The organism is Chryseobacillus diguaensis, assembly GCF_049220665.1.
In the GTDB taxonomy this organism is placed as follows: domain Bacteria; phylum Bacillota; class Bacilli; order Bacillales; family Bacillaceae; genus Metabacillus_B.
In genome coordinates, this window is sequence record NZ_JBMKNV010000002.1 from 266,188 (window position 1) to 293,089 (window position 26,902).

Annotated in this window: 18 protein-coding genes, 1 pseudogene and 1 riboswitch; of the genes and pseudogenes, 11 read left to right on the forward strand and 8 right to left on the reverse strand. The window is 41.6% G+C overall.

What is annotated here, in order from left to right; translation table 11 throughout:
* Nucleotides 1-55 precede the first annotated feature (55 nt).
* Nucleotides 56-1,900 (forward strand): asparagine synthase (glutamine-hydrolyzing), encoded by a 1,845-nt coding sequence (asnB, locus tag ACOT8F_RS04125; RefSeq protein ID WP_421650290.1) that lies wholly within the window; start codon nt 56-58, stop codon nt 1,898-1,900.
* A gap of 609 nt (nt 1,901-2,509) precedes the next feature.
* Here asnB and ACOT8F_RS04130 read toward each other — a convergent pair.
* Complete coding sequence (locus ACOT8F_RS04130; protein WP_421650291.1) at nt 2,510-3,067, reverse strand: DUF1697 domain-containing protein; 558 nt, start codon at nt 3,065-3,067, stop codon at nt 2,510-2,512.
* A 729-nt stretch (nt 3,068-3,796) separates the two neighbouring features.
* Between ACOT8F_RS04130 and ACOT8F_RS04135 the strand changes: the two genes are divergently transcribed.
* On the forward strand, nt 3,797-4,603 hold the full coding sequence (locus ACOT8F_RS04135; RefSeq protein WP_421650292.1) for a uroporphyrinogen-III synthase: 807 nt from the start codon (nt 3,797-3,799) through the stop codon (nt 4,601-4,603).
* A gap of 685 nt (nt 4,604-5,288) precedes the next feature.
* On the opposite strand, the gene ACOT8F_RS04140 is transcribed toward ACOT8F_RS04135, so the two are convergent.
* The 3 genes from ACOT8F_RS04140 to ACOT8F_RS04150 form a co-directional block, all read right to left on the reverse strand.
* A complete protein-coding gene (locus ACOT8F_RS04140) occupies nt 5,289-6,344 on the reverse strand; it encodes an alkene reductase (RefSeq protein WP_421650293.1) in 1,056 nt (351 codons plus the stop codon).
* A 414-nt stretch (nt 6,345-6,758) separates the two neighbouring features.
* A complete protein-coding gene (locus ACOT8F_RS04145; RefSeq protein WP_421650294.1) occupies nt 6,759-7,352 on the reverse strand; it encodes an alpha/beta hydrolase in 594 nt (197 codons plus the stop codon).
* Between the two features lie 47 nt (nt 7,353-7,399).
* A complete protein-coding gene (locus tag ACOT8F_RS04150; RefSeq protein WP_421650295.1) occupies nt 7,400-9,160 on the reverse strand; it encodes an alpha-glycosidase in 1,761 nt (586 codons plus the stop codon).
* Between the two features lie 289 nt (nt 9,161-9,449).
* Here ACOT8F_RS04150 and ACOT8F_RS04155 point away from each other — a divergent pair, with 289 nt between their 5' ends.
* The 5 genes from ACOT8F_RS04155 (at nt 9,450) to ACOT8F_RS04175 (ending at nt 16,052) form a co-directional block, all read left to right on the forward strand.
* Nucleotides 9,450-10,748 carry an extracellular solute-binding protein gene (locus ACOT8F_RS04155; protein ID WP_421650296.1) on the forward strand — a complete coding sequence of 433 codons (1,299 nt, stop codon included), beginning with the start codon at nt 9,450-9,452 and terminating at the stop codon, nt 10,746-10,748.
* Nucleotides 10,749-11,216: 468 nt separating this feature from the next.
* A complete protein-coding gene (locus tag ACOT8F_RS04160; protein WP_421650297.1) occupies nt 11,217-12,536 on the forward strand; it encodes a carbohydrate ABC transporter permease in 1,320 nt (439 codons plus the stop codon).
* 1 nt (nt 12,537) lies between these two features.
* On the forward strand, nt 12,538-13,380 hold the full coding sequence (locus ACOT8F_RS04165) for a sugar ABC transporter permease (protein WP_421650298.1): 843 nt from the start codon (nt 12,538-12,540) through the stop codon (nt 13,378-13,380).
* A 518-nt stretch (nt 13,381-13,898) separates the two neighbouring features.
* Complete coding sequence (locus tag ACOT8F_RS04170) at nt 13,899-14,945, forward strand: LacI family DNA-binding transcriptional regulator (protein WP_421650484.1); 1,047 nt, start codon at nt 13,899-13,901, stop codon at nt 14,943-14,945.
* A 162-nt stretch (nt 14,946-15,107) separates the two neighbouring features.
* Complete coding sequence (locus ACOT8F_RS04175; RefSeq protein ID WP_421650299.1) at nt 15,108-16,052, forward strand: hypothetical protein; 945 nt, start codon at nt 15,108-15,110, stop codon at nt 16,050-16,052.
* Between the two features lie 65 nt (nt 16,053-16,117).
* On the opposite strand, the gene ACOT8F_RS04180 is transcribed toward ACOT8F_RS04175, so the two are convergent.
* From ACOT8F_RS04180 to ACOT8F_RS04190, 3 genes are all read right to left on the reverse strand, one after another.
* Nucleotides 16,118-16,987 carry an SDR family oxidoreductase gene (locus tag ACOT8F_RS04180; protein WP_421650300.1) on the reverse strand — a complete coding sequence of 290 codons (870 nt, stop codon included), beginning with the start codon at nt 16,985-16,987 and terminating at the stop codon, nt 16,118-16,120.
* An 88-nt stretch (nt 16,988-17,075) separates the two neighbouring features.
* Nucleotides 17,076-20,489, reverse strand: coding sequence for a methionine synthase (gene metH, locus ACOT8F_RS04185; protein ID WP_421650301.1), 3,414 nt, complete (start codon nt 20,487-20,489; stop codon nt 17,076-17,078).
* Nucleotides 20,482-22,332 carry a bifunctional homocysteine S-methyltransferase/methylenetetrahydrofolate reductase gene (locus ACOT8F_RS04190; protein ID WP_421650302.1) on the reverse strand — a complete coding sequence of 617 codons (1,851 nt, stop codon included), beginning with the start codon at nt 22,330-22,332 and terminating at the stop codon, nt 20,482-20,484. Before ACOT8F_RS04190 ends, metH begins: the two co-directional genes overlap by 8 nt.
* 150 nt (nt 22,333-22,482) lie before the next feature.
* Nucleotides 22,483-22,700: riboswitch (SAM riboswitch) on the reverse strand.
* Between the two features lie 161 nt (nt 22,701-22,861).
* Between ACOT8F_RS04190 and ACOT8F_RS04195 the strand changes: the two genes are divergently transcribed.
* The 3 genes and pseudogenes from ACOT8F_RS04195 to ACOT8F_RS04205 all read left to right on the forward strand — a co-directional run.
* Nucleotides 22,862-23,260, forward strand: a complete 399-nt coding sequence (locus ACOT8F_RS04195; protein WP_421650303.1) for a hypothetical protein — start codon at nt 22,862-22,864, stop codon at nt 23,258-23,260.
* 160 nt (nt 23,261-23,420) lie between these two features.
* A complete protein-coding gene (locus ACOT8F_RS04200) occupies nt 23,421-23,861 on the forward strand; it encodes a DUF2252 family protein (RefSeq protein WP_421650304.1) in 441 nt (146 codons plus the stop codon).
* A gap of 16 nt (nt 23,862-23,877) precedes the next feature.
* Nucleotides 23,878-24,810: pseudogene (locus ACOT8F_RS04205) on the forward strand (DUF2252 family protein); the annotation flags it as partial.
* Nucleotides 24,811-25,107: 297 nt separating this feature from the next.
* On the opposite strand, the gene ACOT8F_RS04210 reads toward ACOT8F_RS04205, so the two are convergent.
* Complete coding sequence (locus ACOT8F_RS04210) at nt 25,108-25,599, reverse strand: YajQ family cyclic di-GMP-binding protein (RefSeq protein ID WP_421650305.1); 492 nt, start codon at nt 25,597-25,599, stop codon at nt 25,108-25,110.
* A 99-nt stretch (nt 25,600-25,698) separates the two neighbouring features.
* Here ACOT8F_RS04210 and ACOT8F_RS04215 point away from each other — a divergent pair, with 99 nt between their 5' ends.
* Entirely contained in the window at nt 25,699-26,559 is an 861-nt protein-coding gene (locus tag ACOT8F_RS04215; RefSeq protein WP_421650306.1) for a CvfB family protein, read from the forward strand.
* The last annotated feature ends 343 nt before the right edge of the window (nt 26,560-26,902 follow it).

Below are 26,902 nucleotides of genomic sequence, written 5' to 3' on the forward strand. Positions count from 1 at the left end.
TGCAAAATGAACCTTCCAGGATAGGATAAAGGCTGGAACAGGGAGATGATGGAGGATGTGCGGGATTGCAGGCTGGATCGATATGCAGCGAAACCTGTCCAAGAAAACAGGGACAATAGAAAAAATGACGGGAACCTTATCAAAAAGAGGCCCTGACGATACCAATTTCTTTTCAGAAGGCCATGCATTATTTGGCCACAAACGGCTTTCAGTCGTCGATCTTGAAGGCGGAAAGCAGCCGATGACAAGAAAAAAGGATGCTCAGAAATTTACGATTTGCTATAACGGAGAGCTCTACAATACAGAAGAGATCCGGAAAGAGCTTCTTAAAAGGGGCTACACATTCCAGGGGCATTCAGATACAGAAGTATTGCTGACTGCTTACATGGAGTGGAAGGCAGACTGTTTGGAGCATTTGAACGGTATTTTTGCCTTTGCTGTCTGGGACAGCGAGAAAGAAGAACTTTTTATTGGAAGAGACCGGCTTGGGGTAAAACCGCTTTTTTACCGGCAAAAAAATGCTTCCTTAATTTTTGCTTCGGAAATGAAAGCCATTCTGGCTCATCCTGATGTAAAGGCAGTTGTGGACAGAGAAGGATTGTCTGAAATAATGGGGCTTGGTCCTTCACGGACTCCAGGAAGCGGTGTATTCAAAGGGATAGAGGAACTCCGGCCGGGTCATGCGCTGAAGCTTAACAGCAATGGACTAAAAGTATGGCGTTATTGGAATGTGAAGAGTGAAGTCCATTCGGATTCCTTTGATGAGACTGTGGATAAAGTGCGTTATCTAGTAAAAGATGCGATCACAAGACAGCTTGTATCTGATGTGCCGCTTTGCACCTTTCTCTCAGGCGGCCTTGATTCAAGTGCCATTACAGCAATTGCAGCTGAAGTCTATAAAGCAGAAGGAAAAGGGCAGCTTCATACTTATTCCATCGACTATGAAGAAAACGATAAATTCTTTAAGAAAAATGATTTTCAGCCAAATTCAGATGGCTATTGGATCAAGCTGATGACTGACACATTTCAAACGACTCATCATCAATCAGTTATCTCCCAGCAGCTGCTTGCCGATTATTTAACAGAAGCCACAGAAGTAAGAGATTTGCCGGGAATGGCAGATATCGACAGCTCTCTCCTTTGGTTTTGCAGGGAAATTAAACAGGATTTCACAGTCAGTCTTTCAGGAGAATGCGCTGATGAGATCTTTGGGGGCTATCCATGGTTTCACAGTCCGGGAGATTCAGACGTTTTCCCGTGGATGCGATCAACAGAAGCAAGAATTGAGCTTCTGAAACCGGATTGGCAGAAGAAGCTGAACCTCAAGGAATATGTGAAATCAAAATATGAAGAAACCATCACGGAAACACCTCTCCTCGAAGGGGAAACGGAACTTGAAGCAAAAAGAAGACAGCTATTTTACTTGAATATGATTTGGTTCATGACGACCCTTCTGGATCGTAAAGACCGCATGAGCATGGGGGCAAGTCTTGAGGTGAGGGTGCCGTTTGCCGATCACAGGCTGGTTGAGTATGTCTGGAACATACCGTGGGAAATGAAAATGCACGGTAACAGAGAAAAAGGAATTTTAAGAAAAGCATTAGAAGGATTGCTGCCGGAAGACGTCCTGTACCGGAAAAAAAGTCCATACCCCAAAACGCATCATCCCGCTTATACAGAAGCTGTAAAAAAATGGCTTGAAGGCCATCTTCAAAACAAGGATTCGATCCTGCATGTCCTCTTAAACAGAGAAAATCTGGATCATATTGTAGAAACAAACGGAAGCGGTTTTAAAGCACCTTGGTACGGACAGCTGATGAATGGTCCTCAGCTGCTGGCGCACCTTGGCCAAATTCATGTATGGTTTGAGCATTACCGCATAAATATTAACGAAGCCTAGCAGCCTATATGGCTGCTTTACTTATAATTGAATTGCCGTAAGGGAATGATTGAGAATAGAATTTATCCTGCCAAGAGCAGGATTTAAAAGACTGCATTCACTTCTTCTTTCATTTCGGTTTGGGAATATCTCGCATTCGAAGCAGAAACTAAGCAATGGATACCATTCACGAATATCCGCTTCATGCACGAAAACTGGTTAATGCAGCTCTTTTACAAGGCCATCCTGGATAAAATCCGAAAAAATAACTTCCAGGTTTTTTCTAAAGGCTGTTTTGGCAGAGATTGTTGTTTTTCGTACATGCTTTTATCACGCATTTAGACTAGCATCGGGGCATCTTTTCTTAAAGTTTTTTCCCCCACTGGTTTCGAGGACTAAATATAGGGTCATGAGCAACAAAGTTTAAGAAAAGAGCCTTTCTAAAAGAAACTACATCTCCCAGGATGAAAAAACTTTCTCAAATGGAGAGAAGCGCCTTATAGACTAAAAAGCGGCTGCCGGGAGGGTTCCTGGCGTTTTTTTCTTGAGAGGGGAAGAGGTTGGAAAACTGGATTGAATTGTAAAAACGATTTTCCACAGTTGTTTAAAACTGAAAAAAGGCTAGGCTATTTATTCCTTCATGGCTTCTGCCATCCCGGCAAGTTTCGTAACCGTTTTCCAATTTCGGACTGTTGCAGGGACGTTCAGTTTTTTTAGACTTGCGGCAAGCTTCGAATTGCGAATGCTATTTTGAAAGAGAAGATAGATTTCCCTTCCCTCTATGCGGTATTGATCTTCGCTTTTTATTTTGGTAAGCAGATCGACTTTTTCCTCAGAAGGCTCCTCAAGCAAAAAGGCTAAATAAAGGCTTTCAGCTGCTGAGGCAGCTTCTGCTTCCAAAATCTCTTTTTCAGAAAAAGGGCAACTTGCTAATGTATTTTGGATTTCTTCTGCAGTTCGTAAAATGACGGTGACCGAAAAACCAAAGGCAGCTTCTATGGCTTGCTGCATCTTTTCCCGTACTGATTGCTCATTATCAGTAGATTCGAAAAGAACATTTCCGCTTTGAATGTACGTTTGTACGCTTGATAAGCCGGCTTCCTCTACAATTTTTCGAAGCTCTGCCATCTTGATTTTATTTTTGCCTCCAACATTGATTCCTCTTAGCAGCGCAATATAAAGTGCCATTTTCTTTCCTCCTCCTTCTTTTCATTCTCATTTCGCTATAGCTCCTTTATATTCCTTTTCTAATAGGCTCTGTTATCTTTGATTGTTGATTTTTGTCCAAAAGAAAAACCGCAAATGCGGCGGTTCATTCTTCTTTGGATTGTGAAATTTTCCTTTCATGATAATCTTCCCATAGTAGTCCGATGTATTTTTCTAATGTTTTTACGACGTCATCTCTTCGGCTTTCTTCGACATTTACAATGTCATTTGAAATATCATTTCTAATTCGTATGAGCACAAATAAAGGAGGCAATGCAACCTCACGGAGAGCCTAAATCATGTTTTCTTCTTGTGGTGTAATATCCATATCCAAATCTTCCCTTTCTTTTCGTTCAGCTATTCCGAAATCCTTGGTAATAGTAGTAATCACTAAAAAGAATCCCGTATTTAGTACCTAGATGCACGGCGAATATCGAAAGAAAATTGATGACAAGAGAAAGTAAAATGCCTTTCCCAGCTCAAATATTTTTCTATAAAATAAACAGCTCCGAGAACACCTGCGAGAATTAGGAAAACCACATTCGCCCATTCATGAAAAGAAGGCAGAATATCAAACACGAGCAGAACTGACCGCACGAATTGATTATAGGGATAGAAAGCGGATTGAAACAAGCGAATATGTTCGGGATCAGGATTTCTTCATTTTCTGGCTGTTCTATAGTAAAGTGAGAGTAAAAAGGGGGAGAGCAAATGAGCAGGCTCCAAGGAAAACGGATTGTCCTTGCCGGACAGCGGAAAATTGAAGAACAAAGCAAAATTGTAGAGAATTTAGGCGGCATTGCCTTATCGCGCCCGGCGCAAGGGACCGTTTTTTTAGATGATAAAGGACTTGAGGAGAAAATAAGAAATCTGATCAATAATCCTGTAGATTGGCTCATCCTGACGACTGGGATGGGGACCGAAGCACTCTGGAATAAAGCGAAAGACCTCGGCTTTGAGGAGGAATGGCTGCAGGCATTATCTGCAGTGAAAATCGGTGTCAGAGGGTATAAAACAATGCAAATGGTGAACAAGCTTGGTCTCAAAAGTGATGCAAGAGATGATGATGGCAGCAACGACGGGCTTCTCAGAGAACTTGAACCCTTCGATTTCCGAGGTAAAAGAGTTGCACTTCAGCTTCACGGAGAGCCGGCTCCAAAGCTTAAAGAATGGTTTGCATCAAAAAATGCAGAAACGATTGAAATCCAGCCCTATTTGCACATTGCTCCAGATCAAGCCGTTCTGAACCAGCTTACAGAAGAAATTATAGAGGGCAAAGTGGATGCTGTAAGCTTTACGAGCACACCACAAGGACGGTTTTTAATGAAATATGCAAGAGAAAAGGGGATAGAGGATAAGATTCTGACTGCTTTTTCAGACAAGGTGGTTGCTCTTGCAGTAGGGAAGGTAACAGCACAATCGCTCAAGGAAGAAGGGATCAAGCGGGTCATTGTTCCGGAAATTGAGCGGATGGGAAGTGCAATTATGGCGCTGTCTCATTATTATGATCAGAAATAGCTTTATAGGTCTGTTATACCGTGAACAAGTCTTTGGAGAAAACGATTAAAAAAGGACAGAAATCAAATGAAATTGTTGAAATTCTGTCCTTTTTTCATTAAATCTTGTAAAAAGAGAAGTCTGGAGGGTTAGTAAGCAAGTAAAACCGGCTTCAACAGCATCCTTTTGAGGCGCTAATTGGCGGAAATGCGGATCCTATTGTCCAAAACCTTCATCTAACAAGCCAATCACTCTATTTAACAAGCCGAAAGAGCCATCTAACAGTCCAAACAAACCATTCTACTGTCCGGGCTTCTAAAAACCTGATTTAAGGGCCTTGACTTAAAGCAAGGCTGAACAGATAAATAAACATCATAGATTTTGGGTGTAAACCTTTGTTGCCAGGGGAAACAGAAATATACTGGCAGCATTTTACAACGTATTTTCCTTTTCAAACAAAAGAGGAAGGGCATGACCCATGGCTGGATGCTCAAATTTCAGAAGATGATTTTGAAACCCCATCATGTTTTTGCTCAATATATCGAGAAAGGCGGAAAAAATGCCTGATAGGAGACGCCGCCTATTTTTCAAAGCTTTTTAAAAAGCTTGAAGGGATGACACCTCTTTAATACAGGAAGGTCGCAAACCGGCAGCTGATAGATCGGTAAATAAAAAGGAAGCACCACTTTGGCGCTTCCTTTCTTGATTATTTCAATGTCACCAAATGTGTTTTCGGTTCATATGTTTCTAGCCCACGGCCAGCTTTTACTTTTTCAAGGAAGTCTGGATTTGAAATAAGCGGACGCCCAAATGCTGCTACGTCCATAATTCCTTTTTCTAGCGCTGCTTCCGCTTGATCAGCCGTCAGATCGCCGACACCAATAATAGGACCGTCCCAATACTTGCGGGCAAGATCATAGAGAGTCCGGCCTGGTGCGAAATTTTCCTGTGCATCGAGTGCTGATGGGTGAATGATTTTTACCCCAACTTCACGGAATGCATCTGTGAATGTTTTGATTGCCTGATCGGCATCTTCCCAGCGGTATTCCATTGCATCCACTTTATGAGCTGAGAAACGGATGATCGTTTTGTCAGCGCCAATGGCATCAATAACAGCTGAAATAACTTCTTTCATGAAGGTAAGGCGCTGCGCCAAATCACCTCCATATTCATCTGTTCTTTTATTGGATGCTTCACTGTTAAATTGGTCAATCAAATAACCGTGAGCTCCATGTATTTCAACGCCGTCAAATCCTGCTTCAATGGCATTCTTTGCCGCTTGTGCATATTCTCCGACAACGCGATTAATGTCTTCTTTAGAAAGCTCAAGAGGCTCAGCATATGGTTTGCGGAAACGGGGAACCATTCCTTCAGCTGCAATGGCAGAAGGTGCTTCAGGTGTTTGCCCTTTAATGAGCTCAGGATGGCTTAAACGGCCAACGTGCCATATTTGAGCTGCGATCGTGCCGCCTTCTTGATGAACCGCATCCGTTACCTTTTTCCAGCCCTCAATTTGTTCTTGTGTATAAATTCCCGGAACGCCAGGATTGCCTTTTGCTCTGGAGCTGATCACTGTACCTTCCGTGATGATTAAACCAATTCCACCTGCTGCACGCTTCCGGTAGTATTCAACCACATCGTCAGTGACGACCCCTGTTTCATTATCGCTAAAGCTTCGTGTCATTGGAGCCATTGCTGTACGGGTTCTCAATTCGAAAGCCCCGATTTTAACAGGTTCGAATAGTTTTTGATAATCTTTCATGATCAACGTCACTCCTTTATGAACAATATGCAGTACCCACCTATTCTAACAAGCTAAATTCTCAACTCCAAATAGTTTGATTTAGATGTTCTTTTGCATTTTGATCAAATTGAGGATGAAGCCGGAGGGGAGCCTTAGGAAGTGCCGTTTATTTGATGGTGTCTATTATGATTCCATTCGTATGGGGATATTAAAAGAAGAGTGGGATTCGGAGAAAAATAGTCTTGGAATCTTTTAAACTGGAAAAGCTGCCCGCACTGGGCAGCTTTTCTAGTAGGATTTATAGAGATAGTTGAAAATAGCTGGAACTCTTTTGCCCATGCTGCTTCGTTGTGCTCTGCGTCTTCTACAATTTCAAACATGCAGGAAGGGACTTTCGTTTTCAGGCATCATATATAGGAAGATTTGATGCAACTACTGCTTGGCATCAATCTTTGAACTGACTTCCTTTGTGCCGATATCAAGATTGAATTTCTCTATGACGGATAGGTCGCTTAATTTAACTAGTTCTTCAATTTCTTTCTGGTTAAACCAGTAGGCGGAAGAGACAGGGGCAGCCCTTTTGAAAATGTTCGGATATTTGCAGGCGGCATAAGTAGAGATCAGGCCGCCCATAGAGCTGCCCATCATAGACGTTTCATTTGTTATCGTACGGTACTTTTCATCAATAAAAGGCTTCAGTTCATGGACCAAATAGTCGATATAGGCTGGTCCTTCTCCTCCAAGAGGCTCATCTATATCAATGACCTGCTTGCTGATTGTCCTGTTGACCCATGGACCATACTCATTAAATCGTTCAAAGCGATGATGATTGCAGTCAATGCCGACAACAATAAGGTTTATATCGCTTTGATCCAGAAAATCTGGAACACCCCAGGAAGTTCCGTATCTTGCATCTTCACCTTTAAAAACATTTTGCCCGTCGTGCATATACAAAACAGGATAGCTTTCATGTGAAGTTTTATAGTTTGGAGGAAGGTACACCGCTACCTTTCGATCACGGTTCAACGGTACCATCCTGACTGTGAAAGATTAAATCATCAATTTTCCCTCCATTACTTTTTAGTGAGGTAAAATTGAATGCCGTATGGCTCAACGGTTATTTCGCCATTTTCCCCGCATTCAGCTTCTTTTCCGGAAAGCAGATCTGTCCATTTACTGCTCTCTGAAACAGGGAGTGCTGCAGAAAGCTCCTTCTCTGAATTATTTAAAACCGCAACAAACAATTCTTCCGTATTTTCTTTACTGTACATAATGTGATTAGTTGAGTCACTCGCTTCCAGGAATCGAAACTTCCCGCTGTTTCCAAGAAGGGGAATCTGTTTTCTTAGTGCAAGAAGCCTTTGGACAAATGCATGCAGTTCTCTGTCCTGATGTTCTTCTTCCCAAACCATGCACTTTCTGCAGCCCGGATCAGCTCCGCCGTCCATGCCGATTTCATCTCCGTAATAAATGCAAGGAGCACCGAGAAAGCTGAGCTGAAAGGCGAACAGTAGCTTAACTCTTTCTTTGCGGTGGCCTGCGATATTTAGAATTCTTGGCGTGTCGTGGCTTCCAAGCAGATTAAATGCCACCTCGTTTACATTTTCGGGATACATATGAATCACATGCTGAATAATGGAAGAAAACTCTTCAGCTTTTACTTTATCTTCTGCAAAGAATCGTAGCGCACCGTTTGTAAACGGGTAGTTCATCACAGCGTCAAACTGGTCTCCCTGAAGCCATGGCATGGAATCGTGCCAAATTTCTCCCAGTATATAAACGTCTTCTTTCAGAGATTTTACTTCCTTCCGGAGATCTCTCCAGAATTGATGATCTACCTCATTTGCAACATCAAGCCTCCACCCGTCAATATCAAATTCTCTTACCCAGTAGCGGCCTGCTTCAAGAAGATATTCTTTCGTATCAGGATTCTGGGTATTAAGCTTCGGCATAGATCTTTCAAACGCAAAAGTGTCATAGTTTGGAAGACCTTCCGTCTCTAGCGGAAAATCATGAAGATGGAACCAATCTTTATAAGGAGACTTTTCGCCTTTTTCGAGAACATCCTGAAATTTATCAAAATAAAGCCCGCTGTGATTAAAAACGGCATCAAGCATAACGCGGATTCCGCGGTTATGACATTCCCTTACAAGGCGTCTGAACGTTTCTTTGTCGCCGAACTGCGGATCAATTTCCATATAATCAATCGTGTCATATTTATGATTGGAATGGGCTTTAAATATTGGAGTGAAATAAAGTCCTGTAATGCCAAGCTGTGATAAGTAGTCGAGGTGACTGATGACTCCTTCAAAATCTCCGCCATAAAAATTTTGCCGAGTCGGCTCGCCGCTGCCCCAAGGCAAAGCGCCAATCGGGCTGATATCCGGGTCCCCGTTAGCAAACCGTTCAGGGAAAATCTGATACCATACCGTATCCTTGACCCATTCTGGTGCTTTGAACTGGTCTGAGGCATGAAGGTAAGGGAAACAAAAGTAGTATGCAACATCATCAGCAGGAATGTCTGAATAAAAACCTTTTTCTGTATAAATCAGTGTTTCGCTCCCGTCACTTATTTCAAAACCATAGCGAAAGCGGCGATGGGGAGGCTGAATACTGATGAACCAGTAGTCAAAAAGATCATCTGATCCTGACTTTTCCATTTCTGATTTTTCATATACCCACACCGAATTTTTCCAGGTATACGGATCTCCATGAATAAGCGTAACTTGATCTGCATCATTTTTTTTCGTGCGCAGCCTAATATGTAATGTTGTATCATTATAGATGTAAGCAAATTCATTTTTCGGACGATGGTAAATGGCTTCTTTTAGCATAATAGACCTCCTTCAAAATTCACAGCAGCGCAAACGTTTGCGTTAGATTATAATAATTAAAGATTAATTGATAGCGCTATTAATGTCAATTTCCCCCTAAGGATAATTTTAGAAAAAGTTTCAAAAAATGGTTGTCAAAAGTGAAATAGCCGCTATAATAAAGGTAAGTTGTGCAATCGTTTTCACAAAATGGAAGCGCTTTAATGAAAGCGCTATAATTTTTTGACAAAATGTGCAAACGTTTGTGCAAGTACTAAATAACTAGATTACTATTTTAGGAGGGGTCAAAATGAAGAAAGCCTTTTCGTTATTTGCATTGGTGCTTCTTCTGATCGGCATACTGGCTGCTTGCGGTCCGGATGCTAAAGAGAAAACTACTACTGCAACACCAGAAAAGAAAGATGGGACTGCGGCTAGCAGCATGCCTGCCAAACCAGAAAAATTAGTTGTCTGGGAAGACCAAAAGAAAGCAGGCTGGCTGAAACAAGTAGCTGCTGACTTTGAAAAAGAAAACGGTATCAAAATTGAGTATAAAGATATTGAAATGGCGACAAAACAGCGTGAACAGCTTCGTCTTGACGGACCAGCTGGTTCAGGTCCTGATATTGTAACTCTTCCTCATGACCAAATCGGACAATTGGCTGTTGAAGGCCTTCTTGCTCCGCTTACTGTTGATAAAAAAGTAACTGATTCATTCACTGAATCTTCTATTAAGTCTCAAACATATGATGGAAAGCTTTACGGGCTTCCGAAATCTACTGAAACACCAGTACTTATCTACAACAAAAAGCTAGTTAAAGAAGTTCCTGCAACAATGGAGGATCTTTATGCAAAAGCAAAAGAACTTACAAAAGGCGGCCAGTACGGTTTCCTTGCATTGTTCGATAACTTCTACTTTGCTCATGCTGTAATCGGCGGAATGGGAGGTTATGTTTTTGGTGAGAAAGACGGCAAAATGGATCCTAGCGATATTGGTTTGAACAATGCTGGTGCTGTTAAAGGTGCAGAGTTCATCCAAAAATGGTACAAAGAAGGACTTTTCCCTAAAGGAATCATTGGCGAGAACGGCGGTTCAACCCTAGATGGCCTATTTACTGAAGGTAAAGCTGCATTTGTTATGAATGGTCCATGGGCTTTTGGTCCATACAAAGATGCAAAAGTTGATATCGGTGTTGCTCCGCTGCCTAAATTTGCAGATGGCACTCCAATGAAAACTTTCTCTGGTGTAAAAGGATGGAACGTCAGTGCATTCTCTCAAAACAAAGAATGGGCTACAAAATTCATCGAGTACATTACAAGCGCGAAGGTAGCAAAAGAACGCTACAAGCAAACATTTGAAATTCCGCCTGTAAAATCTCTAATGCAAGATCCAATCATTGCAAACAACCCAGAAGCTAAAGCGGTTGCTGCACAATCTGCAGTTGCAGTTCCAATGCCTAACATCCCTGAAATGGGTCAAGTATGGCAAGGTATGGCTGACAACCTGCAAACTCTTGTAACAGGTAAAGCGCAGCCTAAAGAAGCACTTGATGCTGCTGTAAAACGTATCAAATCTGATATTGCATCTACACAATCAGGAAGCAAATAAGATATTGCTGAATGATCGGAGCGGTACCTCAAATGAGGTACTGCTTCCTTTATAAAAGGCTGTTTTCGCAAAGATTGTTGCTATTCGTAAATGCCTTTATCACCTATTCAGACTTGTTTCGGGGCATCTTTTCTTAAAGTACCTGCAAAATCATGGGTCTTGTAAGAGAAATTTCAGAGTGAGAAACAACAGAGTTTAAGAAAAGAGCCTTATAAAATTAACTTTTCGCAAAGATTGCTGCTATTCGTATTAGTTAGAACACGCTAAAAGGTTTAATTCGTAGCATCTTTTCTTGAGTTTCACTTAAATAATGAATGAAAAAACAACAAAATTTAAGAAAAGAGACTTATTAAAGAGCAGAGCTTTTATGAAAAAGTGAATAAACTGATTTGCTTTTTCATAAGAGCTCAAGTGCTCTTCTGTTCCATTACTTCACTGCCTGTACAAGAAAGAAAGGGGAATACTGAAATGAGTAACCTTGCTTACAACCCTAAACCGGAAGAAATAAAACAATTTGAGTATCATTCCAACCACAGAAAGATCGCTGCTGCTCTTTCCATCATTCCTGGCGTGGGGCAGCTTTACAATCGTCAAATTTTAAAAGGTGTGCTATTTCTCATTTTCTCTGCTGCATTCCTGAGAGTTTTCTGGGATATGTTTGATAATGGATTATGGGGGATTGTTACCCTTGGAACACAATTGCCTAGGGATCATTCGATTTTCCTTCTGATTCAGGGAATTCTTTCTGTCATTGTACTTCTTTTCGGTATCGCATTTTATCTATTCAATATAACAGATGCTTATAAAAACGGAGAGAAGCGGGATCTTGGACTTGCCTTAAGCAGTGTCCGTGATCAATACCGCAATCTGATAGATAATGGATTTCCTTATCTCATCATGTCTCCAGGATTTTTATTACTGATTTTTGTTGTTATTTTCCCGATTATATTCGTTATTTCTCTAGCTTTTACAAACTATGACCTTTATCATTCTCCTCCTGCAAGATTGGTTGACTGGGTAGGATTTCAAAACTTCGCGGATATTTTCAAAATTGATATTTGGCGCCAGACTTTCTTTGGAGTATTAGCCTGGACAATTGTTTGGACAGTCGGTGCAACAACATTGCAGGTTGCCATCGGGATTTTCCTTGCTATTCTTGTAAACCAGAAGGACTTAAAAGGAAAAGCATTTATCCGTACCGTATTTATTCTTCCTTGGGCGGTTCCATCCTTTGTTTCCATTTTGATTTTCGCTGGAATGTTCAATGAATCCTTCGGTGCAGTCAATATGCAAATTCTTCATGCTTTCGGAATCCCTCCTCAGGACTGGATGACGAACCCGACCTTTACAAGAATTGCTCTATTAATGATTCAATCATGGCTTGGATTCCCGTTTATTTTTGCTATGACTACTGGTGTACTGCAGTCCATTCCTGATGAGCTTTATGAAGCAGCAACAGTTGATGGAGCTTCAATATGGCAAAAGTTTAGAAGAATTACTCTTCCTTTGGTTCTTTTCTCTACTGCACCAATTATCATTACACAATATGCCTTTAACTTTAACAACTTCAATGTCATTTACTTGTTTAACGGCGGGGGACCTGCAATTGAGGGACAAAGCGCCGGAGGAACAGACATCCTGATTTCATGGATTTACCGTTTAACGATGAAAAGGGCACAATATTCAAAAGCCGCTGCTATCACCATGATGCTCTCTTTAGTAATCATCATTATAGCAATATGGCAGTTTAAGCGTACAAAATCATTCCAAGAAGAGGATATGATCTAACATGAATACTAAAAGACACAAACTTGTCCGCCTTACTCTATCGTATTTTATTATATTGATTGCTTTTGCGATCATCCTGTATCCGGTTGCGTGGATCATTGGCTCCTCATTTAATCCTGGCCAAAGTTTATCAGGATCAAACATTATTCCGAAGAATGCAACATTTGCCCATTATCAGTTCCTTTTTGATACGTCAAAAAGCAACTATTTATTCTGGTACTTGAACTCAATGAAAATCAGTATTTCTACAATGATCATAACTGTAATTTTAGTATCTTTGACAGCTTATTCCTTTTCACGATACCGCTTCATCGGCCGTAAAAATGGTTTAATGACACTGCTTGTTCTGCAAATGGTTCCGAACTTTGCAGCGTTAATTGCCATCTATGTATTGGCATTTATGACACATTTGCTTGATTCTCATCTTGGTTTGATTCTTGTCTATGTGGGCGGCCAAATTCCGATGAATACGTATTTAATGAAAGGGTATCTTGATACGATTCCGAAAGAGCTTGATGAATCTGCACGCATGGATGGGGCAGGACATTTAAGGATTTTCTTCCAAATTGTTATGCCGCTTGCAAAACCGATTATTGCGGTTGTCGCTTTGTTCTCCTTTATCGCACCGCTTGCTGACTTTATCATTGCAAGCGTCCTGCTTCGTACTGAAACGAAATATACATTAGCTGTAGGTCTGTTTGATATGGTAGCAAAGCAGTTTGGTAATGAGTTTACGACTTTTGCTGCAGGTTCTACATTAATTGCCGTTCCAATCGCTATCCTGTTCTTCTCATTCCAGCGTTATTTCGTTTCTGGATTGACTGCAGGCGGAACAAAAGGTTAATCTTTGATCTCCAATAAAGGGGAGTGCAGAAAAAAGACCATTTATCACCTGCCCTCATCAAATGGGAGGAGCGGAGATGAGCAGGAGTTATAAACGCAGTCAGATCTATCCGTTTCTCCTTTTTTCTTTTATTTTGCTTGTAAAAGGTTACTTGTGAAAAGGTTTACAAAGGATTATCCTAAAACCGATTCTTTAAGAAAGGCTGTTTTCGCAAAGATTGTTGCTATTCGTATAGTCATAGACCACGCATAAAGATTAGCTTGTGGCATCTTTTCATAAAATTTGCAACTGTATTCTTGCTCTATGTTCACTTAAATGGATGAAAAAACAACAAAGTTTAAGAAAAGAGCCTTAAGAAAAATGCTTTTGAGGCTGTCTTGACGCTGAAGATAGAAAAGAAGATGATAGAGAGGCAGTCATCCATAGGCAGGTTTTTAATCTGTAGGATACAATAAATGGTATAAAGTGACAACAATAGGGGTTCACATATAGTAGATGCCGGCAGGAGAGGAAGTGGGATTATGGCAACTATAAAAGACGTGGCAAAATTGGCAAAGGTAGCGCCATCCACTGTATCAAGAGTAATCGCTAATAATCCAAGGATTAGTGAAAGGACAAAAGAACGGGTCCGGGAAGCAATGAATGAGTTAGGCTACCACCCGAATTTTATAGCAAGAAGCTTGGCGAATCAAACAACACAGGCAATTGGAATCATTATGCCGAGTTCAGCAGACAAATCCTTTCAAAATCCTTTTTTCCCTGAAGTAATAAGGGGGATCAGCAAAGGCGCACATCAAAAGCAATATGCGCTCCATATGTCGACAGGGGAATCAGAAGAGGAGATCTTTGAAGGAGTCGTCCAGATGGTGGAGGGAAAAAGGGTTGATGGAATCATTCTTCTATACTCGCGCGTGGATGATAAGCTGACAGAGTTTTTGCTTGAAAAAGACTTCCCATTTGTCATTATAGGAAAGCCATTTAAAAATGTGGAAGAAATTACCCATATTGATAATGACAATTACAGAGCTTCAAAAGAAGTGACAGAGCACTTAATTGAACTGGGACATGACCGGATTGCCTTCATCGGGGGAAATCTTAACTTCGTCGTCACCATCGATCGGCTGCTCGGTTATGAAAAAGCAATCAGCCTTTCCAGTCTGCCATACAGAGATGAGTATATTGTTCATGCGGAATTTCAGGAAGAGGGCGGAAAAGAAGCGGTTCTTGAGCTTTTCTCATTGAAAGAGCCTCCGACAGCCCTTGTTGTAGCAGATGACTTGATGGCTGTAGGTGTCCTGAATACGCTCGACGAAATGGGGATGCAGGTTCCTGCTGACGTGTCTGTTGTTTCGTTTAATAATGTGATGATGGCTGAACTATCAAGACCTCCTTTAACCTCTGTAGATATACATATCTTTCAGCTTGGATATGAGGGAGCAAAAAATATGATTCAGCTGATCGAAAATCCTTCTGAACCAATAAAAAGGGTAATCATTCCCCATACTTTGGTCAAAAGGCATACTTGCCAGGAAAACAATCGAGGTAAGGAGAAAAAAAGAGCGTAAGCACCTTCCAATTGGAAGGTGTTTTTGTATATAAATTCCAAAAAACAGTAGACAAAACCAGTTTATTTCTTTATTGTTAAAAGTGTATTATACGAAATAGTACACTTAATACAAACCTGAATTGAAATGACTATGCAATAGAACATTGGGAGGAAATTACAGATGGCAATAAAAGGGCTGGTGTACAAGGAACTCAGAAACTCGATTTTAATCATTCCTATTACTATTGCTGTATTAGCGCTTCATCTCCCTTATATTATTTGGGAGCATTATGCCTTATTTGATCAACAAAACATCCATGTGTTTGACAAAATGATTATCGGGCCTCTTGTCCTGCTTCCATTTTTTCTTGCGATTCGATTGATTGGAGGGGAAAAACGCCATTCAGTAATGGATTTTACGTTATCACTGCCCTATTCCAGAAGCCATATATTCTGGACAAAGTGGCTGATTGGCGCTTTAAGCATCCTTATTTCTCTTTTACTATCTTTTAGTCTTAGCCAGATTCTGCTTCAGTACGCTCATGCAAGGATAGATGGCAGCCTATTGCATTTTTTATTCTATACAGGAAGCATGCTCCTCCTGGTTTTTACAGTGGTATTCACAGCAGGATGTTTCGCAGGAACCTCCTTTTCTCAAGCTTTTCTATCATGGGGAATATTTATGTTTCCTTCCATTCTGCTTTATCTTGTATGGAGTCATATTCAAATTTTCACAGGTTCAATTCTGCCTAGTGAAGGCCTGCTTTGGGAAATACGGCATATTTTCTCCGGAAACCAGTTTCTATTCTACAATGATCAGCTTACCTATCCCCAAATCGGGTTGTATTTAGCAATAGTGATTTGCTTTCTTCTTGTTGGATATTTCTCTTTTCTTAAACTGCCGGCAGAAAGGAATGGAAATTTCTTTTTATGGAAGCATTGGAATGTTCCTTTTCTGGTGCTCATCGGTATTTTTGGAGTGTTTTGGTTTGCTCTCAAGCTTTATTCTGGAACCGGCAAAATGACCGGGGGTTATATTGCGGGAATATTAATAGGTGCATTCTTGCTGGGGATAGCTGTCTACCGCATTCGCTTCAAAAAAACCAAACTAGTAAAAGCGGATTAATCACTTAAAAGAGGCTTGCCTGAAAGCACTAGAAATCAGGCAAGCCTCCCCATTTTAGCTGTCAATCAGCCGTTCACAATTTTCCCGCCATTTACATGAAGGACTTGTCCAGTTACATAAGAAGAGTCCTCACACGCTAGGTATACATAGCTTGGAGCAAGCTCTTCCGGCTGTCCGGGACGGCCAAGCGGAGTATCATTTCCGAATTTCGCAACTTGTTCCTCATCAAAAGTAGAAGGAATCAGCGGTGTCCAGATCGGTCCTGGCGCCACGGCATTTACACGGATTCCTTTCTTAGCAATCGATTGGGAAAGGGAACGGGTGAAGGAAACGATCGCTCCTTTTGTAGAAGAATAATCAATTAACATCGGGTTTCCGGCATAAGCAGTAACGGAAGCTGTATTAATGATAGATGCTCCTTCTTTAAAATACGGCATGAGCGCTTTCGTTAGATAAAACATTGAGAAAATATTCGTTTTGAACGTCCGTTCAAGCTGTTCTTTTGTAATATCTTCAATATTTTCCTGAGGATGCTGTTCAGCTGCGTTATTCACAAGAATATCCACTTTACTGAACTTAATCATCGTTTCGGAAACGACTTGCCTGCAAAAAGATTCTTCCCCAAGGTCTCCGTCCATTAAAAAGCATTGTCTGCCTTCCAGTTCAATCAATCGCTTTGTTTCTATTGCATCTTCATGCTCATTTAAATAGACAATGACAACGTCTGCTCCTTCTCTTGCAAAATAAATGGATACTGCCCGGCCAATTCCGCTGTCTCCGCCTGTGACAATGGCTACCTTTCCTTCAAGCTTTCCGCTGCCTTTATAAGAAGCCCTATTGAACTCAGGCCTAGGATTCATTTGAGATTCCTTTCCAGGCTGTACGTCCTGATGCTGACGCGGCGGTTTTTTCATGTAGTCATCATTGCTTGTCATTGTAATCGCTCCTGTCAAAATTAGTTAGAAATGTCATTGCTCTCTGTTAAAAGGTTTCCCCAAAGAAAAAAAACTGAAACATGACGTTTCAGTTCATAACATTAAAGTATTTTGCATCAGGGTGGGCTACAACAATAGCGGAAACAGATGCCTCAGGTTCCATCATAAATCCTTCTGTCAATTCGATGCCGATCGCTTCTGGATTAAGCAATCGGAAAAGCTTTGCCTGATCCTCGAGGTCAGGGCATGCAGGGTAGCCGAATGAATAGCGCTGCCCCTGATATTTTGCAGCGAAACGCTGATCCATTGTAAAGTCAGGTGAATCAGGAAATCCCCATTTATCACGAATCAGCTGATGGGTCCGTTCAGCAAGGCCTTCAGCTAGTTCAAGCGCCAATGCCTGTATAGCATGGCTTTTTAAATAGTCTCCGTTTTCTTTATACTGCTGTGCTTTTTCCCGAACGCCTTTACCTGCTGTTACAGTGAAAAGAGCTACATGATCTATTGCCTTTCCTTTTTCTCTTACATAATCAGATATGCATCTGAATGGCATCTTATTTTGTCGCGGGAAATCAAATGTTTCTAGAATACTTTCTCTGTCTGGGGAAAGAATATGCAGCTTTTCGCCTTCGCTATAGGCCGGGAAAAATTGATAAGCTGCTGCAGGCTGGAACCATTTGTTTTCTTTTCCATCCCTAATCAATTCCAAAATTAGTTCATAAAGAGCAGTTGCCTTCTCATCTTTTTGTTCAATCATTTTGTAGATTTTCCCTTTCAGCCCGAGATGATGGCCTAAAAGCATCTGCAGATTTAAATAGGGAAGAATGTGATCCAGTTCAATATTTTTAATAAGATGACGATCGCAATCCTCTGGTATATAAACTGGAGCTTCTTTTATTATTGAACGCCTTTCCAGCAGTTCTGCTACAGCAGCTGATCCGCTGGTGATGATTCGTTCATCTGTCCTGACAGGTTTTCGGACAAACTGGGAAGGATCCTGGCGAAGCCGGTTGGCCAGTGACAAGCCATCCATTGCATCCTTCGCATAAAGGACAGACCCTTTGTACTCAGGAGCAATTTTATTATCCGTAAATTTCCTTGAAAGGGCAGCGCCGCCTACCATGATCGGAACGGATATTTCAGATTGTGTTAAATCCTGTGCAGTCAGCACCATTTGCTGTGCTGATTTGACAAGCAGGCCAGATAATCCGATAACATCCGGTTTTTCCCGTCTGACAGCTTCGATGATCACCTGCGGTGTAACCTTGATGCCAAGGTCCACAACATTGTAGCCATTATTGCTCAGAATGATTTCGACCAGATTCTTGCCGATGTCATGGACATCACCCTTAACAGTAGCGAGCAGAATTTTGCCTTTGCCCCTGTCATCCTTCTTTTCCATATGCGGCTCAAGATGGGATACAGCTGTTTTCATCACTTCTGCACTTTGAAGCACCTCTGCCACAATCAGCTGATTGGCATTAAAAAGGGTCCCAACCTCGGCCATGCCTTCCATTAATGGCCCGTTTATTATCTCAAGGGGATCGGAATAGATGGATAAAGCAATATCAAGATCCTCGATCAGCCCTTGCTTTGTTCCTTCTACGACATAAAGAGCAAGCCTCTCTTCAAGAGTCAGATTTTGAACTGGAATTTTATTTTCTTTTTTCTTTTCCCGGTAAAAGTTTGTAAAATCGGCAAGTGTTTGATCGTCCGTTTTAAAAAGCAAATCGTCGGCCATGGTAATTTCGTCCTCAGGAATACTTGCATAGCGCTCAAGCTTTTCTGTATTTACAATGGCGTAATCGAGGCCAGCTTTTGTACAGTGATACAAATAGACAGCATTTAAAATTTCCCTTCCGACAGGCGGGAGCCCAAATGAAACATTGCTGACGCCTAAAATTGTTAAACAGCGGGGAAGGCGCTTTTTAATCAGTTTGATCCCTTTAATTGTTTCATTTGCAGAACCAATATATTGCTGATCGCCTGTTCCCACAGGGAAGACAAGCGGGTCAAAAATGATATCAGAGGGATCGAAGCCGTGTTTATTTACAAGCAGATCGTGTGAACGTATCGCTATTTCGAGCTTTTTTTCCGCTGTTAAAGCCATCCCGGTTTCATCGATTGTACCTACGACAAGCGCAGCTCCGTACTTTTTAGCAAGTGGCACAACAGCTTCAAATCGTTCTTCTCCATCTTCAAGATTAATGGAATTGATAATGGCTTTTCCTTGCGAATGCTTCAAGGCTTTCTCTATTACTTTTTCATCTGTTGAATCAATAACAAGCGGTGCTTTAATCTTTTTCGCCACTTCAACGATAAAAGCTTCCATATTAGCCTGTTCGTCACTGTCGGGATCAGCAAGACAAATATCAATGACATGGGCTCCGTTTTTTACTTGAAGACGGGCGATTTCGGCAGCTTCTTCAAATTTACTCTCGGCGATCAGGCGCTTGAACTTTCTTGAACCGATTACGTTTGTTCTTTCCCCGACAAATAGCGGTCTCATCGTGTCATCGTATAAGAGCGGTTCGATCCCGGAAACAGTGTGATTCTTGTGTTCAGAAGCAGGTTTTCTTGGAGGCAGGCCATCTACAGCATCAGCGAGCGCCTTTATATGAGCTGGTGTGGTACCGCAGCAGCCGCCAACAACATTGAGCCATCCCTTTTCTGCAAAGCCTCTCATTTTTAAAGCAAGTGACTGTGCTGATTCATGGTAATTGCCTTCTTCGTCGGGCAGGCCAGCGTTAGGGTAACAGCTGACAGCAGTACTGGAAAGATCGGATAAGGAACGGATATGGTCTGTCATAAATTCAGGGCCTGTCGCACAGTTTAGTCCGACACAGATAGGCTTCATGTGCTCTAGTGAAATATAGAATGACTCGATAGATTGTCCGGCAAGTGTCGTTCCCATTGGCTCAATCGTTCCTGAAATCATTAGCGGCAGCTCTTTGCTTGTATTTTCAAAAGCCTGTTTGATTCCGATATAACCGGCCTTCACATTCAGCATGTCCTGGCTCGTTTCTAGAAGGAGAAGATCGGCACCGCCGTCAATGAGGCCTCTTGCTTGTTCTTCATAGCACTCAATTAGCTGATCAAAAGTAGCTCCCCCTGTAACAGAAAGCGTCTTAGTCGTCGGTCCCATTGAACCTGCAACAAACCGCGGCCATTCAGGTGTTGAAATGGCATCAGCTGCTTTTCTTGCAAGTTCCGCAGCTTTTACATTCAGTTCATAAGCTAAATGACCAAGATCATATTCATCAAGCACAATACTCGTGGCACCGAAGGTATTGGTTTCTATAATATCCGCTTTCGCCTGCAAATAGGTTTCATGGATACGCAAAATTGTGTCAGGAGAAGTGATATTCAGGTACTCGTTGCATCCCTCATATTCTTCTCCGCCAAAATCTACTGCTGTAAGGTTTGCATTTTGGATCATCGTGCCCATCGCTCCGTCAAGAACGAGTATTTTCTTTTTTAACTGCTCATGGATGTTAGACATTCAAAAACTTCCTTTCCGAACGAAGCCTTTCCTTTTCGGCAATGTAGTTGCTAAGTTCAACTGTCAGATTGTATTGCAAAAATGGTGTGATTAAATAAATGCCGTTAAATAACTCGAATGCAGCATCAATCAGAGAACGGGCTATAGCCAGACCTTCCTGGTTTGCCTGGATTTTGTCATTTCCCGCAAGCCGCATTTTTTCCCTGATGGAATCAGAAAGCTTCATACCTGGAATTTCATGATGAATAAATTCGGCATTCCGGCTGCTTGTTAATGGCATGATGCCTATATAAATCGGAGCATTAAGATTTCTTGTCGCTTCGTATACCTCCTGAATCTGTTCAATAGAAAAGAGAGGCTGCGAAATAAAGTAATCGGCTCCGCAAGAAATTTTCTTATCAAGTCTTTCAACAGCCTTATCCAAATGGCGGACATTCGGGTTAAAAGCAGCCCCGACTGAAAAATTTGTTTTTTCTCCAAGAGGCTTTCCTGAATAGGAAACGCCTTTATTAAATTGTTTAATCAGGCTGATCAGATCAAAAGCAGACAAGTCATATACGGAAGTTGCACCTGGAAAATCACCGATTTTAGAAGGATCGCCTGTTACGGCAAGAACATCTGTTAGGCCAAGTGTATGGAGTCCCATTAAATGGGATTGCAATCCAATCAGGTTTCTGTCCCTGCAGGTGATATGAACAAGAGAACGTGCTCCAAGCTTTTCTTTAATAATGGAACCTGCTGCCGCATTGCTGATCCTTGGCGAAGCGAGGGAGTTGTCAGCAAGGGTGATGGCATCGATTCCTGTACTTTGCAGAGCTTTGGCCCCTTCAAGAAATTTGGAAAGACCAAGTGTTTTAGGCGGATCAAGCTCTACAATGACAGAGCGCCGGGTTTTCACCAGTTCTTCAAGCGGCGGAGCCATTCTTGTTTCGCTGCCCTGAACATTTACTGTTTCTGTCCGGTAGCGGATCTTTTTTTTCAAAACAGGTGAGAGGTTTGATACAGCTCTTGCCATTGCTGCTATGTGTCTTGGTGTTGTTCCGCAGCACCCTCCTATTAAACGCGCACCCTGGTCTCTCAGCTTGATGGCACTTTCTGCAAAGTAGCTTTCATCAGATTCATAGACCAGTCTTCCGTCGACTAAACCGGGAAGACTTCCGTTTGGATAAACAGAAAGGAAGGCCTTTTTCGGAAGAGGAACCTCTTCGAGCGAACGGATCATATGATGAGGACCGAGGCGGCAATTCAGCCCCACAACATCTGCCCCGATTTCTTCGAGTATTTCAAGTCCTTCTCCAAGCGGTGTACCGTCCTGCAGCACTCCTGTTTCATGTAGTGAAACGTTTGTAATAATTGGAAGAGCCGTTTCTTTTCGGGCAATTTCTGTAACGGCCTTTAATTCTTCAAAATCATAGTAGGTTTCTAATAATAGACCGTCAATTCCTTCGTTTAGAAGAATGTAAAGCTGCTCGCGGAAATTTCGTTTAAGCTCTTCAAGAGAATGAGAGCTTTTTTTAAAGGTACGGACTCCGCCAATCGTGCCCATTACATATACACTTTCTCCAGCCGCTTTTTTAGCATGCTGGACTGCTTTACTATTAATTTGGCGGATATCATCCTCTAGTCCATAGTGTGAGAGTTTAATATAGTTTGCTCCATATGTGTTCGTTTGAATAACATTTGCACCGGCTTCAATATAAGCCTGATGTATGCCTGTAATCTGTTCAGGTTTAGAAAGATTTAATTCCTCAAAACATCGGTCAACGCCATAAGAATACAACAAGGTTCCCATAGCACCATCACCTATTAAAATTTGTTTATTGAGATCTGAAAGAAATCCCATGCTGCTTTATCCCCCATTTCAAAAGTAAACTTCCTGATTTCGCCTGCAAAAGAGTGGTTTAGGTCAAGTCTTTGAATTACAAGTCTCGTAAAATGGTTTCTAAACAAAAAAGCCTTCTTATTAAGAAGAAGACTTGGATGTGCGCGCTTCTTCTTATCTATCAAGCAATAATGCCTGCTGGAATTAGCACCTTGGCACGCTGGATTCTAAAGACCTGCAATGAATGCAGAAACCGGACAAAAAGACCGAAAAACAAGCAGAATGCTTTTTTTGCCGTCTCTTGCCCGGTTTATAAACTCGTTTTCCAAACGTAAAAACCGGTTGCTGAAGCTTCATAGGGCCAGTCCCTCAGCTTCTCTTGATAAGAAAGTATTCAATTTATCCACCTTGCTTTAAAGACAGTGCTTTTTTCGTATTGTTTCTAATTTACCTAAAATTTCGAAAACATTCAAGGGGGTAAAAACTGAATTTTTTGGAATCAGAAGGATTCTATGATATTAAATGGAATATATTGGGTTAAAAGGGGCTGGTGATCATAAAAAAGATAATTGCTGCCATTCTGGTTATAGCCGCTGGTTTTTTTCTTTTTTATTCTCAAAGCTATGGTGAATTTCCGCTGAAAGAAAAACTGAAGCACGCAGACAGCCTGATCCTACGTGATTTAAGGAATGGCAGGGATACTAAAATAACAGATTCAAAACAAATACAGCAATTCTTAGATCATATCGAGAATGTACAAGTAAAAAAGGCTTTTAACCAAAGGGAAAATTACTCTGGAGGCTGGTCTTTTTCAGCCAAATATGGGAAGACAAGCATGGCTTTTGCAGATCGGAAAATCGACATTGACGGGACCGAATATGATGTAAAAGGAAAACTTCCCTATGATCAAATTTATCAGTTTATGAAAGAGCAGACGAATCATAAATAGAGCGGCTGGCCGCCTGAAGAGAACCATTCTCTCCAGGCTTTTTTATTTCACCAAAAGCCTTTTTCTCGATATTTATTTCAATCTTTACATAAGGTTCATGTTTTGGAAAAAAACGAACGGTATAGTTAGGGTTGACCAATTGAATAGAGGAGGAAACATCTTGAAATTGAAAACATCTTTATTAGCGCTCACCTTTGCCATTGTTCCTTTTTCTTTTGCCTCAGCAGCTGATAAGTCTTCCTCCCGTGAATCCTACTTGAAGACTGAGATCTCAAATGATAATTCGTATATTGCAGTTCCATCGCTTCGAGAAGAGAAATATTCAGCTATGGAAGAGTCGCCCTTTGCCTTTTATAGAGCAACCAATCCACTTTATTATCATGATTTAGCGAGCGGCGTTATACCGGTTCCCAGCTCATGGAAAACAGCTCCGAACATCCAAACATTCATTCAGGGAGATGCACACGCAGAAAACATCGGCTTTTTTGATAATGATAAAGGAGACGTCATTTTTGACCTGAATGATTATGATGAATCTTATAAAGGACCATTTTATTGGGATTTAATCCGGTTTTCACCCAGTATTTTTTTAATGGGATGATGAAGCAAAAAATCTCAGCTTGTCGGCTCAGGAGAAAGAGGACCTTGTATCATCTTTTTTAAGTACATACCAAGCAACGATTGAAAGCGTTAACGGAAACAACGGTGAAAATTCAACTCAGCTGGACGAAGGTTATTTAAAGAGCGGGTTCGTCCAGGATGAATTAAGGCACGCCAAGTCTTCTGACAGTCTTGCCAAGCTTTTGGACAAATGGACCATTTTATCGAACGGAAAGAGAATCTTTGATTTGTCCAATTCTGATCTGGCCTCAGCTGCTGCAGTGAAAAGCGAAATCATGAATAATTGGTCCTCATACGTTCAAAGTCTTGGCAGCTGGGCTCAATCAATGCCTGCTGGCTACTTTCAAATGAAAGATGTTGCTCAAAGACTTCACTCAGGTCTTGGCAGTCTTGGGACAGACAAATATTATATTCTGATTGAAGGGAAGACAGCTTCCCCTGACGATGACGTGATTCTGCAAATGAAGGAACAGCGACTTCCGTCGATGTTCAACGAGGGAAGCTTGTCCACTTCCCAGTATCAAGGGTGGTTCCCGTCTCATGCTGAACGTTCTGCAACGGCTGCAAAGGGGCTTGGCATCGAGACAGATAATCACCTTGGAACAATCGCATTCAATGGAAAATCATTCCGGGTTGAACGGATTTCACCTTACAAGGAAGGAATCAGTTCATCTGATTTCAGCAGCCTTTCTGATATGCAGGATTTTGTCAATTACTCTGCGACAGCTCTTGCTTTAGCTCATGCAAGATCTGACAAAGATTTTAATTCGGCCTATGTTTCATATAATTATGAGCAGGGATTTCTTGATGCACTAGCAGCATTGCCAAAGCTGAAAACCACCATTTTAACATTGGGTGAAAATTATGCTAATCAGGTAAAAGCTGATTATCAATTGTATTTGGATTTACGCAGAAATGGTGACCTGTAACAGCCATAAAAAAGCGGAACGATCAGATTTCTGATGTTCCGCCTTTCTATTGTCCAGCTCCAGCACCCAGCCCCTCTAGGTCGCTTCAGAAAATACTTCAAAGCCAAAGACCGGCTTTGCAGTATTTCCTCCAGCGCTTGTCGGGGCTGAACGGGTGCTTCCGCTTTTCTTATTGTCCAGCTCCAGCACCCAGCCCCTCTAGGTCGCTTCAGAAAATACTTCAAAGTTAAAGAACAACTTTGCAGTATTTTCCTCCAGCGCTTGTCGGGGCTGAACGGGTGCTTCCGCTTTTCTTTACTATCTGAAATTAATAAACTGCACATCAATGGATAGATCGGCCTGACGGATTGCCGCAATGATTTGCTGCAATTCATCTTTGCTTTTGCCGGTTACGCGGACTTGATCATCCTGAACTTGTGTTTTCACTTTTAGTCCGGTATTTTTAATAATCGTGTTTACTTTTTTGGCATTTTCTTTATCAATTCCCTGAACAAGCTTACCGCGCTGGCGAACCGTTCCTCCAGAAGCATTTTCGCTTTTTCCATATTGAATATTTTTTGTAGGGACGTTTCGCTTAATCAGCTTGCTGACTAATACATCCTTCAGCTGCTCCATTTTATAGTCATCATCCGAAATAAGTACCAGCTCTTCATTTTCAAGCTTGATGTCACTTTTGCTGCCCTTAAAATCATAGCGGGTTTTAATTTCTTTCATTGCCGTTGTAATCGCATTTGTTACTTCAGGAAGTTCAATTTTGGATACAATATCAAATGAGCTTTCTTTTGCCATAAACAATCCATCCTCCAAACATTTCACTTATAGCTTGATTATAGTAGAATATAACAGGCTAAACAACTTGTATGAACAAGTGGAAGGAACGGTGAATCGATGAGACCAGGAACATTTGAAACATTAACAGCAGATGAACGAGTCGAATACGGATTTTATCTGACAGACGGAGAAAAACGGGTTTTGCTTCATGATAGTGAAATAACAGGAGAAGTAGAAGTAGGGGACAAGATTGAAGTATTTTTATTCCCTGACTTTCAGGACCGCCTTGCCGCAACAATGAAGAAGCCCATTGTTGAAGAAGGGGAGTACGAATGGCTGGAAGTAGTAGATGTGGTAGATGAAATGGGCGTATTTGTAGACATCGGTCTTTCAAAGGATGCTTTAGTGGCAAATGATATTCTGCCTCCTTCTTACGAAATCTGGCCTGAAAAAGGGGACAAGCTCTACTGCACACTGCGCATTACACAAAACGGACGATTCTTTGCCCGTTTGGCAACAGAAGAAGTGATAAAGGAAAAAGTTGTTCCGGCAAACAGAGAAATTTTTAATAAAAATGTCACAGGTCAAGTCTATCGTTCCATCATGGCAGGCTGTTTTATCTTAACGATTGAAGGCTACAGAGGTTTTATCCACTCCTCTCAAATGCAGCAGGAGCCGAGACTTGGTGAAACCGTCACAGGCCGTGTCATTGACGTAAAAGAAGATGGATCACTCAATGTCTCCCTGCTCCCAAGAGTACATGAAGCACTGGGCACAGACGGAGAAAAAATATATTCTTACATGGAAGAAAGAGGAGGCGCTATGCCTTACGGCGATAAGAGCGACGCTGAAGACATCAAACAGCGATTCGGCATGAGCAAAGGAGCATTTAAAAGAGCTCTCGGCTCCCTGATGAAAGAAAAGAAAGTCTATCAGGAGGATGGATGGACTTACTTTGTTAAGGAAGATAAGGAATAGCTAGAAGAAGACTCCAGTTTTACTGGGGTCTTTTTTTATGGATTTAGTTTGTTTTAGTGGTTTGCTGGTTTAATGGTTTACTGTATTGGGGGACAGGAACTGTGAAATGGGTGCCCCAGCTCCTTTAATGCAATAAAGATCTGTCCCCATTTTAAACGAGGCTTTATTTGGCTTGGGGTATCCTCCTATGCTATGTGTCCCCCACTATATTAATGCAGCAGAGGACAGGGACCTGGTTAAGTGGCTCTGACCCCAACTAAGTAAAAGCATTAAAGGTGTGTCCCCGATTCCTCTTTGCTGCTATAAATCAAGGTTAAGAAAAGGCTGCATCTGTCCCCCGATG

Bases quoted from the DNA above. Each gene is read 5' to 3' on its own strand.
- asnB (WP_421650290.1), top strand. From the start codon at position 56: ATGTGCGGGATTGCAGGCTGGATCGATATGCAGCGAAACCTGTCCAAG.
- ACOT8F_RS04130 (WP_421650291.1), bottom strand. From the start codon at position 3,067: ATGGCACTTTATATTGCGCTGCTAAGAGGAATCAATGTTGGAGGCAAA.
- ACOT8F_RS04135 (WP_421650292.1), top strand. From the start codon at position 3,797: ATGAGCAGGCTCCAAGGAAAACGGATTGTCCTTGCCGGACAGCGGAAA.
- ACOT8F_RS04140 (WP_421650293.1), bottom strand. From the start codon at position 6,344: ATGAAAGATTATCAAAAACTATTCGAACCTGTTAAAATCGGGGCTTTC.
- ACOT8F_RS04150 (WP_421650295.1), bottom strand. From the start codon at position 9,160: ATGCTAAAAGAAGCCATTTACCATCGTCCGAAAAATGAATTTGCTTAC.
- ACOT8F_RS04155 (WP_421650296.1), top strand. From the start codon at position 9,450: ATGAAGAAAGCCTTTTCGTTATTTGCATTGGTGCTTCTTCTGATCGGC.
- ACOT8F_RS04160 (WP_421650297.1), top strand. From the start codon at position 11,217: ATGAGTAACCTTGCTTACAACCCTAAACCGGAAGAAATAAAACAATTT.
- ACOT8F_RS04165 (WP_421650298.1), top strand. From the start codon at position 12,538: ATGAATACTAAAAGACACAAACTTGTCCGCCTTACTCTATCGTATTTT.
- ACOT8F_RS04175 (WP_421650299.1), top strand. From the start codon at position 15,108: ATGGCAATAAAAGGGCTGGTGTACAAGGAACTCAGAAACTCGATTTTA.
- ACOT8F_RS04180 (WP_421650300.1), bottom strand. From the start codon at position 16,987: ATGACAAGCAATGATGACTACATGAAAAAACCGCCGCGTCAGCATCAG.
- metH (WP_421650301.1), bottom strand. From the start codon at position 20,489: ATGTCTAACATCCATGAGCAGTTAAAAAAGAAAATACTCGTTCTTGAC.
- ACOT8F_RS04190 (WP_421650302.1), bottom strand. From the start codon at position 22,332: ATGGGATTTCTTTCAGATCTCAATAAACAAATTTTAATAGGTGATGGT.
- ACOT8F_RS04210 (WP_421650305.1), bottom strand. From the start codon at position 25,599: ATGGCAAAAGAAAGCTCATTTGATATTGTATCCAAAATTGAACTTCCT.
- ACOT8F_RS04215 (WP_421650306.1), top strand. From the start codon at position 25,699: ATGAGACCAGGAACATTTGAAACATTAACAGCAGATGAACGAGTCGAA.